Here is a 14,722-nt window from a genome sequence, read left to right as displayed (position 1 = left end):
GTAAGTGACCGGGGTTGAGGGGCGCAGACAACGCATTTGCAGCGTGAAAGGCGCCGGTTAAATTATTTGGCGTCGGTCGCCGTACCGTTCGCATGCCAGGTAAAGACACCGAACTCGAAGCCTTTCAGGTCGCCTTTCTGATCCCACGACAGCGGGCCCATCACGGTGTCTACCGTCGCGCCTTTCAGGTATTTAGCGATTTCCGCCGGATCGTCAGACTGATTCAGGCCCGCCTGCAGCGACTGCAGCGCCGCGTAGGTGGTCCAGACGAAGGCGCCGCTCGGATCCTGTTTCTTCGCCTTGATCGCATCCACGATCGGTTTGTTCGCCGGCACCTGGTCGTAGTTCTTCGGCTTGGTCACCAGCAGGCCTTCCGCCGACTCGCCGGCGATGTTAGACAGGGAGACGTTCGCTACGCCTTCCGGGCCCATAAACTGGGTTTTCAGGCCGGCAGCGCGGGCCTGACGCAGGATCTGGCCCATTTCCGGGTGGTAACCGCCGTAGTAGACGAAGTCGATATTCTCTTTCTTCAGGCGCGCCACCAGAGTGGAGAAATCTTTCTCACCGGCGGTGATCCCGTCGAAGAAGACCACGTTCGCCCCGCCTTTTTTCAGGCCATCCTGCACCGCACGGGCCAAACCTTCGCCGTACTGCTGTTTGTCATGCACGACTGCGATACGCTGCGGCTTCACTTTGTCGAGAATGTATTTCGCCGCAGTTGGTCCCTGGTCGGAGTCCAGACCGGTGGTGCGCAGGATCAGCTTATAGCCGCGCGCGGTCAGCTCCGGCGCGGTCGCAGCGGGGGTGATCATCAGAATGCCTTCGTCTTCATAGATGTCAGACGCCGGCTGAGTGGAAGAGGAGCACAGGTGGCCGATAACGTATTTGATCCCGTCGTTGACCACTTTGTTGGCGACCGCTACCGCCTGTTTCGGGTCGCAAGCGTCATCATATTTTACGATCTGCAGCTTATTGCCCTTAATGCCGCCCTTCGCGTTGATATCCGCTACCGCCTGCTCGGCGCCGGTAAACTCCTGATCGCCGTACTGGGCCACCGGGCCGGACATCGCCCCGACTACCGCGATTTTGATATCTTCCGCCAGCGCCGCGCTGCTCATAACTAAGGCAATACATCCTGCCAGTAACGCTTTACCCTTCATATTCATCCTGAGGCTCCCCATTATTATGGTTTTTGCATTTGTTGTGATGTTGTTTGTTAGCGCATTATTTTGTTTATATCGATAGGAAAAGCATATGATAGCTAACCAACCGGGGGCTGCTCGCGCTTTTGCAGCACACTATGCTAAACATACCGTCATTCTGAGGAATTTGAAACGACTAAATTGCGGGCTATGTAACAGATAAGTGACAAATAAAAAAACCGCGCCAGCATGAACCGGACGCGGTGCAAAACAGGCCCTGATTACCAGCCAGCGGGCAGGTAGCCTACCGCGGACGCTACCGCGTAGACGGCGCTGCAAAGATACAACAACACAATGAAGCATTGGATAAGCGGATGGGTCATCCAGGCCGGACAGGTCCAGCCCGGCGTCAGGTCGCCACGCTGGCGGGCGCCCTTAAGCATCAGGATCGGCATAATCGATAAAATAACGCCGCTGAACACCCCGGCAAAATAGAGCGCGTTGACGAAAGAGACCATACCGCTGTAGGCCAGCACGAACGGCGGGATCGCCACCACCAGCAGCACCATCAAGCGGCGGGCGGGCTGTTCATCATTCCCCAGGCGGAACTGATCGAAGATGTTGGTCAGGAAGCTGCCGCCCAGTCCCCAGTAGGAGGTCAACATCGCGCACAGCGCAAACAGGTTGGCGGAGAAGAAGGCCCATTCGCCAAGCGCCCTGCCCCAGGAGATGGTGGCCACATCCGAAATATTGTCCAGGCCATTAAGCGAGATCACCGACAGCGGCACCAGCGCCAGCAGGGTAAAGGTCAGCGCCATACCGACCATAATGGCTTTAGGCAATTTTTCCGGTTTGTCGGCGAAGCCTCGCGCCATTTCCGGGACGATATACTGTGCCGAGAAGCAGAACGCCACGACGTTGAAGACCGGAACCATATACAGCCAGTTGCCGTCGAGCAGATAGCCCACGCGGGTGGTCTCTTTCAGCAGCGTGGCAATCACCAGCACCGAGATCATCACCACCATACCGATGCTGATAAATTTCTCGCCGCGGCCGATCGCCTTCAGCCCCAGATAAAGCACCCCTGCCGCCGGGACGAAAAACAGCACGCTGCCCAGCGCCGGCGAAATGCCAAACAGGGAGTAGAGCAGCTTGCCGCTGCCGGTCATATAAGCCGTCAATGCGCCGACGCTGTTGACGCAGACGGAGAGGAACATCATCAGCGCGCCAAAGCCGCCGACGTAGCGCTTTGATAATCCGCTGAGCTGCAGATGTTTACGCGTGCGGAGCGTAGATTCCGCGACATAGAGCATGGTCACCGTGGTCAGGCTGCCCACCAGCACCAGCCAGAATAGCAGCGGTAAGAAGCCCGCTTTGCTTGACGCATAGGCGATGGAGAGGACACCCGCGCCGATATTGGTACCGACAATCATCGATACCCCTTCGACGAAGCTCAGAGATTTTGCAGGGACAGCCGTACGTTCCCGGCCGGTGAGGACGGGAGAAAAGGTGGAGTTTTCAGACATAATACTTTCCGTTTTACTCCGGCGGTTTTCTCCGCCGGAAAAAAGGTGATATCAGGGTGATAAACCACTCACGCTGAGCATGAACAGCCGGCTGCGGCTTCCTGTTTCTGTTCGGCTTCCCTGCCGCCGCAGCCCACCGGGAGACGTTAGCTCTTCAGTACGCGCGCCAGAATATCCAGCGCTTTCGAGAACTGGGCGTCCGGAATCGTCAACGGATAGAGGAAGCGGATCACGTTGCCGTAGACGCCGCAGCTCAGCAGCAGCAGGCCGTTCTCCTGCGCTTTCTGTTGCACCTGGCGGGTAAACTCCGGCGACGGCTCGCCAGTTTGCGGATCGTTAAACTCCACCGCCACCATCGACCCCCGACCGCGGACATCGACAATCGCCGGACAGGTGGCGCGCGCCTGGTTGAGCACTTCCTGCAGATGGCTACCCAGCTGTTCAGCGCGCTGGCACAGCTGCTCTTCAGCAATCACATCCAGCACCGCGTGCGCCGCGGCTACCGCCAGCGGGTTACCGGCATAGGTTCCGCCCAGGCCGCCTGGCGCAGGGGCATCCATCACCTCGGCGCGACCAACGACGCCCGACAGCGGGAAACCGCCGGCGAGGCTTTTCGCCATCGTCATCAGATCCGGTTTCACATCATAGTGCTGCATGGCGAACAGCTTGCCGGTACGGGCGAAACCGGTCTGCACTTCATCGGCGATCAGCAGAATGCCGTGGGTATCGCACAGATCGCGCAACGCCTGCATGAAATCGGCTGGCGCGACGTTAAAGCCGCCTTCTCCCTGGATCGGCTCGAGGATGATGGCCGCGACCTGATCCGGCGCAATATCCGCTTTGAAAATGCGCTCCAGGCTTTTCAGCGCATCCGCAGTGGAGATACCGTGCGCCGCATTCGGGTAGACACCGTGATACACCGAGCCCGGGAAGGGGCCGAAGCCGATTTTGTAGGGCGCGACCTTACCGGTGAGCGCCATGGTCATAAAGGTACGGCCGTGGAAGCCGCCGCCGAAAGTAATCAGCCCCGGACGGCCGGTGTAAGCGCGGGCAATTTTCACCGCGTTCTCGACCGCTTCCGCGCCGGTGGTGAAGAATGCCGTTTTTGCCGGCCCGTCAATCGGCGCCAGATCGTTAATACGTTCCGCCAGCGTGACATAGCTTTCGTACGGCACAATCTGATAGGCGGTGTGGGTGAACGCCTGCAGCTGGTCAGCGACCGCGGCAACCACCTTCGGATGACGGTGACCGGTATTTAACACGGCGATACCGGCGGCGAAATCGATCACCTCATTGCCTTCGATATCCCACAGCGTGGCGTTCTCCGCCTTCTCGACAAAGTAGTTACACATTACGCCTACGCCGCGCGGCGTCGCCTGCTGGCGACGTTGATTCAGTTCTGAGCTTTTCACCTGCGAATCTCCTGTCGTGTATGTCACGTTATCGCAACAAATTAGAAACGATGTCGTTTATTTACACAGGAGTTGGCCCTATAATCGAGTACCAATTTTGAATATCTGAGGGATCCAATTGCGTTCGCTGGTGGGTGACCTGGTGCTGGTCCGTCTGCAGGAAGAGCGCGACCCTCTTCTGCACAAACGCTTATACAACGCGCTTCGCTGCGCGATCCTTGACGGTTCGCTGGCGCCGCAAAGCCGCCTGCCGCCGTCGCGGGACCTGGCGGGAGAACTCGGCGTATCAAGAAACACCATATTAACAACTTATGAACAATTACTGGCGGAAGGATATGTGGTTTCCCGTCGGGGAAGCGGAACATTCGTTGCCCAAACCGCGCCTGAAAGTTCATTGACCGCTAATGGGAAGCGGGAAAACAGCAGTATCGCGACATCGACGGCGCACCTTTCACGCCGTGGCCAGCACCTGCTCGGCCAGGTCAGCGCCAGCCCACGCCAGTGGGGAGCGTTTATTCCCGGCGTACCGGACGTTAACGCCTTTCCCCATCCGCTGTTCAGCAAGATCCAGGCCCGCATCAGCCGTCGGCCAAAGCCGGAGCGGCTCAGCTACAGCTGCAACGGCGGTACCCCGGAACTGCAGCAGGCGCTGGTGGATTATCTGCGGGTATCGCGCGGCGTCCACTGTCAGGCAGATCAAATTCTTATCACCGAGGGGATCCACCAGGCGATTGACCTGGTCACTCGCATGCTGTGCGACAACGGCGATCTGGCGTGGGTGGAGGAGCCTTCCTACTGGGGCATTCGCCATGTGCTGGCGATGAACGACGTCCGGGCGGCCCCCATCACCGTCGATGCCAATGGGCTGTGCCCGCCGGAAACGGTTGACGATGCGCCGCGACTCATCTTTGTCACCCCTTCTCACCAGTATCCGCTGGGCGCAGTGATGAGTCTTGAACGCCGTCAGCGGCTGCTGGCGCTCGCCCGCCAGCAGGGCAGCTGGATCGTCGAAGATGATTATGACAGCGAGTTTCGCTTTTCCGGCCAGCCCATCCCCGCCCTGCAGGGGCTGGTGGCCGATGCGCCGGTGGTCTATATCGGCACCTTCAGCAAGACGCTCTATCCCGGCCTGCGCCTGGGCTATGTGGTGATCCCCCGCCCGCTGGTCAGCGATCTGAAGCACGCCCACGCCGAGCTTTATCGCGGCGGCCATTCGCTGATCCAGATGGCGCTGGCGGAGTTTATTACCGCTGGTCACTACTCGGCGCATATCCGCCGCATGCGGCTGCTCTACAGCCGTCGTCGCGCCTTTTTAACCGAGCTGATTCAGCGGCACTGTATGCCCGACGCCCTGTCGGACTTCAGCGATAATGCCGGACTGCATTTGATCCTCAATTTACCGGAGGAGGCGGACGATGTGGCGATCGCCCGCGAGGCCAATGCGCGCCACATTCTGGTGCGGCCGCTCTCGCGCTACTACCTGACGGCGGCGCGTAAGAAAGGATTATTGATGGGATTTGCCAGCCAGCCCGAGGAGCAGATGGCGCCGGCGTTCAGCGTGCTGATAGGCTGCCTGCGGACGCACTGTCCAGAGGTGCTGCGGCCCATGGATGGCGCAGAAAAACAAAACGCCCCAACCTGAGGCGGGGCGTTATCGGGGTGCCTGGCGTCAGGCAGGGGTGGCGTATCAGGCTTCGATCGCGGCACGCAGTTTTTTCATGGCGTTCTTTTCCAGCTGACGCACGCGCTCTGCGGAGACGCCGTAGCGGTCAGCCAGCTCCTGCAGCGTGGACTTGTTGTCTTCGTCCAGCCAGCGGGCGCGGATGATATCCTGGCTACGCTCGTCCAGGCCCTGCATCGCGTCAGTCAGCTTATTCGCCGCCTGCTCTTCCCAGTTGTCGTCTTCGATGCCGTCGGCAAAGTTTGACGTTTTGTCCTGCAGATAAAGAACCGGCGCCATCGGCTGGCTGTCGGATTCATCGTCCGACGACATGTCGAACGTCATGTCCTGGGCCGCCATACGGGATTCCATCTCGCGGACGTCTTTGCTCGACACGCCCAGCTCACGGGCCACCATTTCCACTTCATCCTGGTTGAACCAACCCAGACGCTGTTTGGTTTTACGCAGGTTAAAGAACAGCTTACGCTGTGCTTTGGTGGTAGCGACCTTCACGATACGCCAGTTGCGCAGCACGTATTCGTGAATTTCGGCTTTAATCCAGTGCACGGCGAAGGAGACCAGGCGCACACCCACTTCCGGGTTGAAGCGACGCACGGCTTTCATCAGGCCGATATTGCCTTCCTGGATCAGATCCGCCTGCGGCAGGCCATAGCCCGAGTAGTTACGAGCAATGTGAACAACAAAGCGCAGGTGAGACAGAATCAGCTTTTTCGCTGCTTCCAGATCGCCCTGGTAATGCAGCTTTTCAGCAAGCTCCCGCTCTTCATCAGCCGACAGCATCGGCCAAGTGTTAGCGGCCCGGATGTACGATTCCAGGTTACCAACGGGGGCTAAAGCTAAAGTTTGCATTTCTTTGGTCATTCAAATCCTCTCAATTGATATCTTCTGACGTGGTCTTGTCCCCATCAGGCAACAAGCATGCCAGCATTCATGAGCAACGAGAATATCACTCACATTAGTATCAGACAGTGATTTTATCCACAAGTTCCCTGCAACGGTGTGAATAAATTACGCACAAAATGTGACACCACGATGAAAAAGTGAGGGCAGGAAAAGGAGAACAAGCTTGCGGTATCTTTCCCTGCGAACAGGAACTCATTGCAGCAGGGAAAGATTATATCACGCTTTTTTTAATCGGGAGTAAAGTGACGTAAATGTTGCACTGTCGCCAGCCAGGCGGCCACCCACCCGATCATCGAGCAGACGATCAGCATCAGCAGACACTCGTCAAAGCCTAAGCCGCTCAGCTCAAACTGGGTGCCGAACACCTTCGCCACCTCGGTCACTGCCGACGAGAGGCGCATCACCAGAATCTCCGACAGGATCAGCGATAAAAACGCGCCGGAGAAGCCCAGCATCGCCCCGCCGTAGAGGAACGGACGCAGGATAAAGCCGTCGGTGGCGCCGATCAGTTTCTGCACGTTAATGGTATCGCGGCGGGCGAAGATGCTCAGGCGCACGCTGTTGCCGATCACCAGGAACACCGCCGCCACCATCAGCACGCCGATCATCGCCGACACGCGGCCCACCAGCCCGGTGAGCGAGGAGAGGCGGGCAAACCAGCTGTCGTCCATCCGTACTTCATCGACCCCCTGGATCCGCGATACCCGATCGCGCAGGGTGTTCAGCGCTTCCGTGCTCTGGAAATCCAGCTTCGGCACCACGATGGCGACCGCCGGCAGCGGGTTCTCTTCCAGCATATCCAGGGCGCCGCCAAAGCCGGACCAGTTACGGAATTCACCCAATGCCTCGTCACGTGACAAATAGTTCACCTTGTCGACGCCCTGCTCCGCCTGCAGCTGGCCGACCACCCGCGCCGCGGCATCGTCATCCAGCGTTTTTTCCAGATACACGGTGATCTGCGGCGAGGGATAGTACTGTGACGCCGCGCTGCTGACGTTTTTGTAGACCATGTAGCAGACGCTTGGCAGGGTCAACGAGATGGCGATAACCATCACCGTCAGGAAGGTGGCCAGCGGCGTGCTTTTTAAATCCTGGAGCGCGCCGTGCCAGGCGTAGCGCACCTGCTCGTTGAACACGTTGCTCTTACGCGAGGCCGGGTTAGGCGCCGCTTTCGGCCGTTTTGGCGCATTGCGCCCGCCGCCGCCGCCGCCCGCCGCGTTGCGCAGGCGATCGAACTTGCTGCCGAACTGGCGGATTTGGTTCATTGCGTCGCGCTTATTCACCCCGAATGCCTCCATGCAGATGGCCGTCGCTGAGCGTCAGCACGCGGTACGGACGGCTGGAGATAAGCCCCAGATCGTGCGTGGCCATCAGTACCGTCACCCCGACGCGGTTAAACTCTTCAAACAGACGTAAAATCCCCTCCGAGAGCGCCTCGTCGAGGTTACCGGTCGGTTCATCCGCCAGCAGCACCGCCGGCTTGTTGACCACCGCGCGAGCGATCCCCACGCGCTGCTGCTCGCCGCCGGAGAGCTGAATCGGAAAGTTCTTCGCTTTGTCCAGCAGCCCGACCTTATCCAGCGCCGCCGAGACCCGGCGACGAATGTCATCGCCGCTGGCGCCGGCGATAATCAGCGGGATCGCCACGTTGTCATACACGGTACGATCCATCAGCAAATGGTGGTCCTGGAAAATCATGCCGATCTGGCGGCGCAGGAACGGCACCTCACGGCTCTTCAGGCGGCTGATTTCATGACCGCTGAAGAAGATTTTCCCGGCGCTGGGCCGTTCGATACCACAGATAAGCTTCAGCAGGGTACTTTTCCCTGCGCCGGAGTGGCCGGTCAGAAACGCCATCTCGCCCGGCTGCAGGTGGAAGTTCACCCCCTGCAGCGCTTGTCTCCCACCGAGATAGGCTTTGCTGACTTGTTCAAAGCGAATCATTCTTAATCCTCTCGGGCAAAAAGTGCCTCAATAAAGTCGCCCGCATTAAACGGACGCAGATCCTCAATACGCTCGCCGACGCCAATATAGCGAATCGGAATGCCGAACTGGTCGGCCACCGAGAAGATCACGCCGCCTTTGGCGGTGCCATCCAGCTTGGTCAGGGTGATCCCGGTCAAACCTACCGCTTCATGGAACAGTTTGGCCTGGCTAATGGCATTCTGCCCGGTGCTGGCGTCGATGGTTAACATCACCTCATGCGGCGCGTCGACGTCCAGCTTTTTCATCACCCGGACGATCTTCTTCAGCTCTTCCATCAGGTGCGATTTATTCTGCAGACGCCCGGCGGTATCGGCAATCAGCACATCAACATGGCGCGCCTTCGCCGCCTGAATGGCGTCGAAAATCACCGAGGCGGAATCGGCGCCGGTGTGCTGGGCGATCACCGGGATATTGTTACGCTGGCCCCAGACCTGCAGCTGTTCCACCGCCGCCGCACGGAAGGTATCCCCCGCCGCCAGCATCACCGATTTGCCCTGCTGCTCAAACTGACGCGCCAGCTTGCCGATGGTGGTGGTTTTCCCCACCCCGTTCACGCCGACCATCAGAATAACAAATGGCGTTTTGCCTTCAACATTCAGCGGCTCATCCACTTTGGCGAGGATATCGCCCATCTCTTCTTTCAGCAGACCGTACAGCGCTTCCGCATCGCGCAGCTGCTTACGGCTGGCGCCCTCGGTGAGATGAGTAATGATCTTGCGGGTGGTTTCCACCCCGACGTCGGCGATCAGCAGTTGCTCTTCCAGCTCTTCAAACAGATCGTCGTCGATCTTCTTACCGCGGAACAGGCTGATAAATCCGGAACCGAGATTTTGTTTGGTTTTCAGTAGGCTACGCTTAAGGCGGGCGAAAAAGCCTTCTTTCGTCGGTTTTTCCTGCTCCTGGACCAGCGCTTCCACCGGCGCCTCTTCCTCTGGCGCCGGCACCACCACCGCCGCCTCTTCCGCCGCCTCGGCCGCCAGCGCCTGCGCTTCCAGCTCTTCATCGCTTAACGGCGCGTCCTCTTCCGGCGCTTCCGTCTCCTGAGGTTGGGCGACGACATCCTCTACAGGCTGCTCAGCCACGGCCTCCGCCGCCACCGGTTCGGCGATAACGTCCTCCACCAGCGACTCAACCGCTGCCGGCTGTTCCTCCGCCTTCAGCGGTTCGCTGACCGCAGGCTCCGGCGCGACGACCGGCGCCTCTTCAACCAAAGCAGGCGCTGGCGCCGCCTCTTCTTCCTGCGCGCTGGCAGGCTCCGCGAGGTGGGCCTTTTCGCTTTCGACCACCGTCCCGGTGACTTCGACGACCTCTTCGGCAAACGCCTCCGGGTCCGCTTTCGGCGCGCTCGGCTCAGCAGGGGTTTCCGCCGCCGGCGTCTCCTGGGCAACCGCTTGTTGTTCTTCTACTTTTTGTTCAGTCTCGGTTTCCTGTGCCTGCTCTTTCTGTCCAAAGCCCAGCCAGGAAAAGAAGCCACGTTTTTTCTCTTTTGCCATTTGCGACCACACTCCTCGCTGTTTATTCATGGCGCAGCTTCATCAGAAGCTGAAAAAATGATGAAATTAGTTGGATAGTCTATCACTTAACTTAACTCGCAGCACCGCCCCCGGATTAAGGTTTCGTCAACCGCCGTCGATCGCTAGAATAGCAGGCCGGAAGTTGAGACTTGAGCAGAGAGATGAAAAAACCAAACCACGCGGGCAGCGGCCAGATCCGCATCATCGGCGGGCAATGGCGCGGCCGTAAATTACCGGTGCCGGAGAGCCCGGGCCTGCGGCCGACCACCGACCGGGTTCGCGAAACCCTTTTTAACTGGCTGGCGCCGTCCATCGTTGACGCGCACTGCCTCGACTGCTTTGCCGGCAGCGGCGCGCTGGGGCTTGAGGCGCTGTCCCGCTATGCGGCCAGCACCACGCTACTGGAGATGGAGCGCGGCGTCGCTCAGCAGTTGCAAAAAAACCTGGCCACCCTGAAAGCGGATCGCGGCAAGGTGATCGCGACTAACACCCTCAGCTTCCTGAGCCAACCGGGCACGCCGCATCAGATTGTGTTTGTCGACCCACCGTTCCGTCAGGGGCTGCTGGAGGAGACGCTGCGCCTGCTGGAAACGCAGGGCTGGCTGGCCGACGAGGCCCTGGTGTACGTCGAAAGCGAAGTCGAAAACGGTTTACCGCCGGTACCGGCGAACTGGCATCTGTATCGTGAAAAAGTGGCCGGACAGGTCGCGTACCGTCTTTACCAACGTGAGGCCCAAGGAGAGAACCATGCTGATTAATTTAGGCCGCCTGCTGATGCTGTGCGTCTGGGCCTTTCTGTTATTGAATCTGTTTCAGCCCTTTCCGAAGCCGCTGAATATCTTCGTCAACGTCGCGCTGATTTTTATGATCCTGATGCACGGTCTGCAGCTGACGCTGCTCAAGGCGACGCAGCCGAAGGATGCCCCGCCGCTGGGCCGCTTTGAGCAAATCCGCATTTTTATCTTCGGCGTGTTTGAGCTCGTCGCCTGGCAGAAAAAACTGAAGGCGACGCTGAAGAAATAGTCCTGACAAGGGCTCAGGGATCGGGCGTGAACGCCACGAACGCTGTGCCCTTATAACTCAACATCCCGCGATCGCCGACGCTCAGCGCATGATACTGCGGCGCGTCAAGGCGAAACACCACCTCCAGCCCGCCGTTCTCAGGGCGAAAGCTCGCTTCATAGCGCATCTCGCTGCCCGCAGGCGTCACCGTCTGCTGCCGCGAACGCCGATCGTTAATCACTTTTTCCCGCTTATTACTGACGATCACCCGCTTTTGCAACACCGGCGCGGCGTCGTTCGCCAGTTTTTCGCGGCGCTGCTGCACATAGCGAAACGAAGCCGCCACCACAATCACCGCGACGACCAGAACAAAAAAGAGCGGCATTTTACTCATTAAGGTTACCCATAAAAAATATCAGGAATCAGCATACTGCGACTGGAATAACATTGTCATCTGCTGCGCCAAACCACTACACTGAGTGGTAGCTTCACGCATCCGTAACTTTCCTTATGATAACAGATACAGGGACTTACTATGCTTTGGTCATTTATTGCTGTCTGTTTCTCCGCATGGCTTTATGTCGATGCATCCTATCGCGGGCCGGCCTGGCGACGCTGGGTATTTAAACCTGTCACCCTGATTCTGTTGCTGTTGCTGGCCTGGCAGGCGCCGATGTTCAATGCCATCAGCTACCTGGTGCTGGCCGGCCTGTGCGCCTCACTGCTCGGCGACGCCCTGACCCTGCTGCCGCGCCAGCGGGTGATGTACGCGGTGGGCGCCTTCTTCCTGTCGCATCTGCTGTATACCATCTGGTTCGCCAGCCAGCTGACGCTGTCGTTCTTCTGGCCGCTGCCGCTGGTGCTGCTGGTATTCGGCGCCCTGCTGATGGCGGTGATCTGGAGCCGGCTGGAAGAGATGAAAATGCCGGTGCTGACCTTTATCGGCATGACGCTGGTGATGGTCTGGCTGGCCGGCGAGCTGTGGTTTGCCCGCCCTACCAACACCGCGCTGTCCGGATTCGCCGGCGCCGCTCTGCTGCTGCTGAGCAATGCCGTGTGGCTGGTGAGCCACTATCGCCGCCGTTTCCGCGCCGATAACGCCATTGCAGCCGCGTTTTACTTTGCCGGCCACTTCCTCATCGTGCGCGCGCTGTACCTGTAATTTAGTCCTTGACTCTGGAGTCGACTCCAGAGTGTATCCTACGGCTAATGAGAAAATTATCATTTACCGGAGGGTGCCATGTCGACTCCAGACGCGCAGGATAAAAAAGTCCCACAATTCTCGTCATTCACCATGCGGCCAGCGCCCGCCCCGGCGGAAAGCTGCTGCACAGACCACGCCTGCGCCGCAGAGACCGCGCCTGCCGCCGAAGCGCTCAGCGACGCCCGCTACAGCTGGCAGGTTGCAGGCATGGACTGCGCCGCCTGCGCCCGCAAGGTGGAAACGACGGTTCGTCAGGTGCCCGGCGTCAGTCAGGTTCAGGTGCTGTTCGCCACTGAAAAATTATTGGTTAACGCCGAAGGCGACGTTCGGACTCAGGTTGAGCAGGCGGTACGTCAGGCAGGCTATACGCTGCGCGATGCCGATGCCCCCGCGTCAGAGAAAACTCAAGGCTCGCGACTGCGCGACAATTTACCGTTGCTGACGCTGATCATGATGATGGCCCTGAGCTGGGGGCTGGAGCAGGCCAACCACCCTGCCGGTCAGTTAGCCTTTATTGCCACCACCCTGGTCGGCCTCTGGCCGGTTGCCCGCCAGGCGCTGCGCCTGATCAAGAGCGGGAGCTGGTTCGCCATTGAAACGCTGATGAGCGTCGCCGCCATCGGGGCGCTGTTTATCGGCGCCACCGCAGAGGCGGCGATGGTCCTGCTGCTGTTCCTGATCGGCGAGCGTCTCGAAGGCTGGGCCGCCAGCCGCGCGCGGCAGGGGGTGAGCGCGCTGATGGCGCTGAAGCCCGACACCGCCATTCGCCTGCGCAACAGCGTGCGGGAAACCGTCGCCCAGCGCGATCTGCGCCCCGGGGATGTGATCGAAGTGGCCGCCGGCGGGCGTCTGCCGGCGGATGGTCAGCTGCTGTCGCCATTTGCCAGCTTTGATGAAAGCGCTCTGACCGGCGAGTCGGTGCCGGTGGAGCGTCAGGCCGGAGAACGCGTAGCGGCGGGCGCCACCAGCGTCGACCGCCTGGTGCAGCTGACCGTAATCTCCGAACCGGGCGACAGCGCCATCGACCGCATCCTGAAGCTGATTGAAGAGGCGGAGGAGCGTCGGGCGCCGATCGAGCGTTTTATCGATCGCTTCAGCCGGATCTACACTCCGGCCATTATGGTGGTGGCCCTGTTGGTCGCCATTGTCCCGCCCCTGCTCTTCGCCAGCGCCTGGCTGCCGTGGATTTATAAAGGGCTGACGCTGCTGCTGATCGGCTGCCCGTGCGCGCTGGTCATCTCCACCCCGGCAGCCATCACTTCCGGCCTGGCGGTCGCCGCCCGACGCGGAGCGTTAATTAAAGGCGGCGCGGCCCTGGAACAGCTGGGCCAGGTGCGCCAGGTGGCGTTCGACAAAACCGGCACCCTGACCGTCGGCCAGCCGCAGGTGACCTCGGTCATCGCCACGGCTGAGAATGACGATAACACGCTGCTGGCGCTGGCGGCGGCGGTTGAGCAAGGCTCCAGCCATCCGCTGGCGCAGGCTATCGTCCGCGAAGCGCAGCGGCGTCAGTTGAGTATTCCGCAGGCCAGCGGCCAGCGGGCACTGGCCGGCTCCGGTATCGAAGCCGAGGTCAACGGCAGCCGTATCGTGATCTGCGCGGCCAGCAAAGCCGCCCCGTCAGATCATGAGGCGCAGATCCAGCAGCTGGAGAGCGCCGGTCAAACGGTGGTGCTGGTCATGCGCGGCGAGACGCTTCTCGGCATCCTGGCGCTGCGCGACACCCTGCGCGACGACGCGCGTCAGGCAGTGGATGCCTTACACCAGCTGGGGGTGCAGGGGGTGATCCTTACCGGGGATAACCCGCGCGCCGCGGCGGCCATCGCCAGCGAACTGGGGCTGGAATTCCGCGCCGGCCTGCTGCCGGCGGACAAAGTCGAAGCGGTGATGGCGCTGAATGCCGATGCGCCGCTGGCGATGGTCGGGGACGGCATCAACGACGCCCCGGCGATGAAGGCGGCGACCATCGGCATCGCCATGGGCAGCGGCACCGACGTGGCGCTGGAGACCGCCGACGCCGCGCTGACCCACAACCGTCTGACCGGTTTGGCGCAGATGATCTCCCTGGCGCGGGCGACCCACGCGAATATTCGCCAGAACATCGCGATTGCCTTAGGGCTGAAGGGGATTTTCCTTGTCACCACCCTGCTCGGCCTGACCGGCCTGTGGCTGGCGGTGCTGGCGGATACCGGCGCCACCGTACTGGTAACGGCTAACGCGCTGCGGTTATTGCGTAAGAAGTTGTAGCATAGATACCGGCTTCCCTGCTCGCGCTACGCTTAGCAGGGCTACGGTTACAGACCGTCGGGTAGCCCGGATAAGGCGCTACGCGCCGCCATCCGGGATATTCCC

Annotated in this window: 13 protein-coding genes; 5 read left to right on the top strand and 8 right to left on the bottom strand. The window is 60.1% G+C overall.

Annotation, left to right across the window (positions count from 1 at the left end; genetic code table 11):
- Positions 1–62: 62 nt before the first annotated feature.
- The 3 genes from livJ to ABLV54_RS12075 form a co-directional block, all read right to left on the bottom strand.
- The gene (livJ, locus tag ABLV54_RS12085) at positions 63–1,166 is read right to left on the bottom strand and encodes a branched chain amino acid ABC transporter substrate-binding protein LivJ (protein ID WP_002920812.1); all 1,104 of its coding nucleotides are present in this window, start codon (positions 1,164–1,166) and stop codon (positions 63–65) included.
- 257 nt (positions 1,167–1,423) lie between these two features.
- Positions 1,424–2,668 (bottom strand): amino acid permease, encoded by a 1,245-nt coding sequence (locus tag ABLV54_RS12080; protein ID WP_023291229.1) that lies wholly within the window; start codon positions 2,666–2,668, stop codon positions 1,424–1,426.
- Between the two features lie 146 nt (positions 2,669–2,814).
- The gene (locus ABLV54_RS12075; protein WP_044524975.1) at positions 2,815–4,080 is read right to left on the bottom strand and encodes a 4-aminobutyrate--2-oxoglutarate transaminase; all 1,266 of its coding nucleotides are present in this window, start codon (positions 4,078–4,080) and stop codon (positions 2,815–2,817) included.
- Positions 4,081–4,198: 118 nt separating this feature from the next.
- Between ABLV54_RS12075 and ABLV54_RS12070 the strand changes: the two genes are divergently transcribed.
- Complete coding sequence (locus tag ABLV54_RS12070) at positions 4,199–5,722, top strand: PLP-dependent aminotransferase family protein (protein ID WP_050533998.1); 1,524 nt, start codon at positions 4,199–4,201, stop codon at positions 5,720–5,722.
- 45 nt (positions 5,723–5,767) lie between these two features.
- Here ABLV54_RS12070 and rpoH read toward each other — a convergent pair whose 3' ends face one another.
- From rpoH to ftsY, 4 genes are all read right to left on the bottom strand, one after another.
- The gene (rpoH, locus tag ABLV54_RS12065; protein WP_002920815.1) at positions 5,768–6,622 is read right to left on the bottom strand and encodes an RNA polymerase sigma factor RpoH; all 855 of its coding nucleotides are present in this window, start codon (positions 6,620–6,622) and stop codon (positions 5,768–5,770) included.
- Positions 6,623–6,891: 269 nt separating this feature from the next.
- Positions 6,892–7,947, bottom strand: coding sequence for a permease-like cell division protein FtsX (ftsX, locus tag ABLV54_RS12060; protein ID WP_002920816.1), 1,056 nt, complete (start codon positions 7,945–7,947; stop codon positions 6,892–6,894).
- Positions 7,940–8,608: a cell division ATP-binding protein FtsE gene (gene ftsE / locus ABLV54_RS12055; RefSeq protein ID WP_004202097.1), complete on the bottom strand. Its 669-nt coding sequence runs from the start codon at positions 8,606–8,608 to the stop codon at positions 7,940–7,942. The genes ftsX and ftsE overlap by 8 nt, the downstream gene beginning before the upstream one ends.
- 2 nt (positions 8,609–8,610) lie before the next feature.
- Positions 8,611–10,143 (bottom strand): signal recognition particle-docking protein FtsY, encoded by a 1,533-nt coding sequence (gene ftsY, locus ABLV54_RS12050; RefSeq protein WP_050533999.1) that lies wholly within the window; start codon positions 10,141–10,143, stop codon positions 8,611–8,613.
- A 182-nt stretch (positions 10,144–10,325) separates the two neighbouring features.
- Here ftsY and rsmD point away from each other — a divergent pair, with 182 nt between their 5' ends.
- Positions 10,326–10,922, top strand: coding sequence for a 16S rRNA (guanine(966)-N(2))-methyltransferase (gene rsmD, locus ABLV54_RS12045; protein ID WP_023291233.1), 597 nt, complete (start codon positions 10,326–10,328; stop codon positions 10,920–10,922).
- Complete coding sequence (locus tag ABLV54_RS12040) at positions 10,912–11,187, top strand: DUF1145 family protein (protein WP_004202092.1); 276 nt, start codon at positions 10,912–10,914, stop codon at positions 11,185–11,187. The genes rsmD and ABLV54_RS12040 overlap by 11 nt, the downstream gene beginning before the upstream one ends.
- 13 nt (positions 11,188–11,200) lie before the next feature.
- Here ABLV54_RS12040 and ABLV54_RS12035 read toward each other — a convergent pair whose 3' ends face one another.
- The gene (locus ABLV54_RS12035; RefSeq protein ID WP_023291234.1) at positions 11,201–11,551 is read right to left on the bottom strand and encodes a DUF2500 domain-containing protein; all 351 of its coding nucleotides are present in this window, start codon (positions 11,549–11,551) and stop codon (positions 11,201–11,203) included.
- 150 nt (positions 11,552–11,701) lie between these two features.
- Here ABLV54_RS12035 and ABLV54_RS12030 point away from each other — a divergent pair, with 150 nt between their 5' ends.
- Together ABLV54_RS12030 and zntA are read left to right on the top strand one after the other, a co-directional pair.
- Entirely contained in the window at positions 11,702–12,328 is a 627-nt protein-coding gene (locus ABLV54_RS12030; protein WP_004173987.1) for a lysoplasmalogenase, read from the top strand.
- Positions 12,329–12,406: 78 nt separating this feature from the next.
- Entirely contained in the window at positions 12,407–14,617 is a 2,211-nt protein-coding gene (zntA, locus tag ABLV54_RS12025) for a Zn(II)/Cd(II)/Pb(II) translocating P-type ATPase ZntA (RefSeq protein WP_050534000.1), read from the top strand.
- Positions 14,618–14,722: the final 105 nt, after the last annotated feature.

The organism is Klebsiella sp. JB_Kp042 (assembly GCF_040065275.1).
Classification (GTDB): domain Bacteria; phylum Pseudomonadota; class Gammaproteobacteria; order Enterobacterales; family Enterobacteriaceae; genus Klebsiella; species Klebsiella quasipneumoniae.
The sequence above is the reverse complement of the archived record's forward strand: the minus strand, read 5'-3'. Positions and strand labels throughout refer to the sequence as shown.

What these genes read in the sequence shown, in the direction of transcription:
- livJ (WP_002920812.1), bottom strand. Translation starts at nt 1,166, where the DNA reads ATGAATATGAAGGGTAAAGCGTTACTGGCAGGATGTATTGCCTTAGTT.
- ABLV54_RS12080 (WP_023291229.1), bottom strand. Translation starts at nt 2,668, where the DNA reads ATGTCTGAAAACTCCACCTTTTCTCCCGTCCTCACCGGCCGGGAACGT.
- rpoH (WP_002920815.1), bottom strand. Translation starts at nt 6,622, where the DNA reads ATGACCAAAGAAATGCAAACTTTAGCTTTAGCCCCCGTTGGTAACCTG.
- ftsE (WP_004202097.1), bottom strand. Translation starts at nt 8,608, where the DNA reads ATGATTCGCTTTGAACAAGTCAGCAAAGCCTATCTCGGTGGGAGACAA.
- ftsY (WP_050533999.1), bottom strand. Translation starts at nt 10,143, where the DNA reads ATGGCAAAAGAGAAAAAACGTGGCTTCTTTTCCTGGCTGGGCTTTGGA.
- rsmD (WP_023291233.1), top strand. Translation starts at nt 10,326, where the DNA reads ATGAAAAAACCAAACCACGCGGGCAGCGGCCAGATCCGCATCATCGGC.
- ABLV54_RS12040 (WP_004202092.1), top strand. Translation starts at nt 10,912, where the DNA reads ATGCTGATTAATTTAGGCCGCCTGCTGATGCTGTGCGTCTGGGCCTTT.
- ABLV54_RS12035 (WP_023291234.1), bottom strand. Translation starts at nt 11,551, where the DNA reads ATGCCGCTCTTTTTTGTTCTGGTCGTCGCGGTGATTGTGGTGGCGGCT.
- ABLV54_RS12030 (WP_004173987.1), top strand. Translation starts at nt 11,702, where the DNA reads ATGCTTTGGTCATTTATTGCTGTCTGTTTCTCCGCATGGCTTTATGTC.
- zntA (WP_050534000.1), top strand. Translation starts at nt 12,407, where the DNA reads ATGTCGACTCCAGACGCGCAGGATAAAAAAGTCCCACAATTCTCGTCA.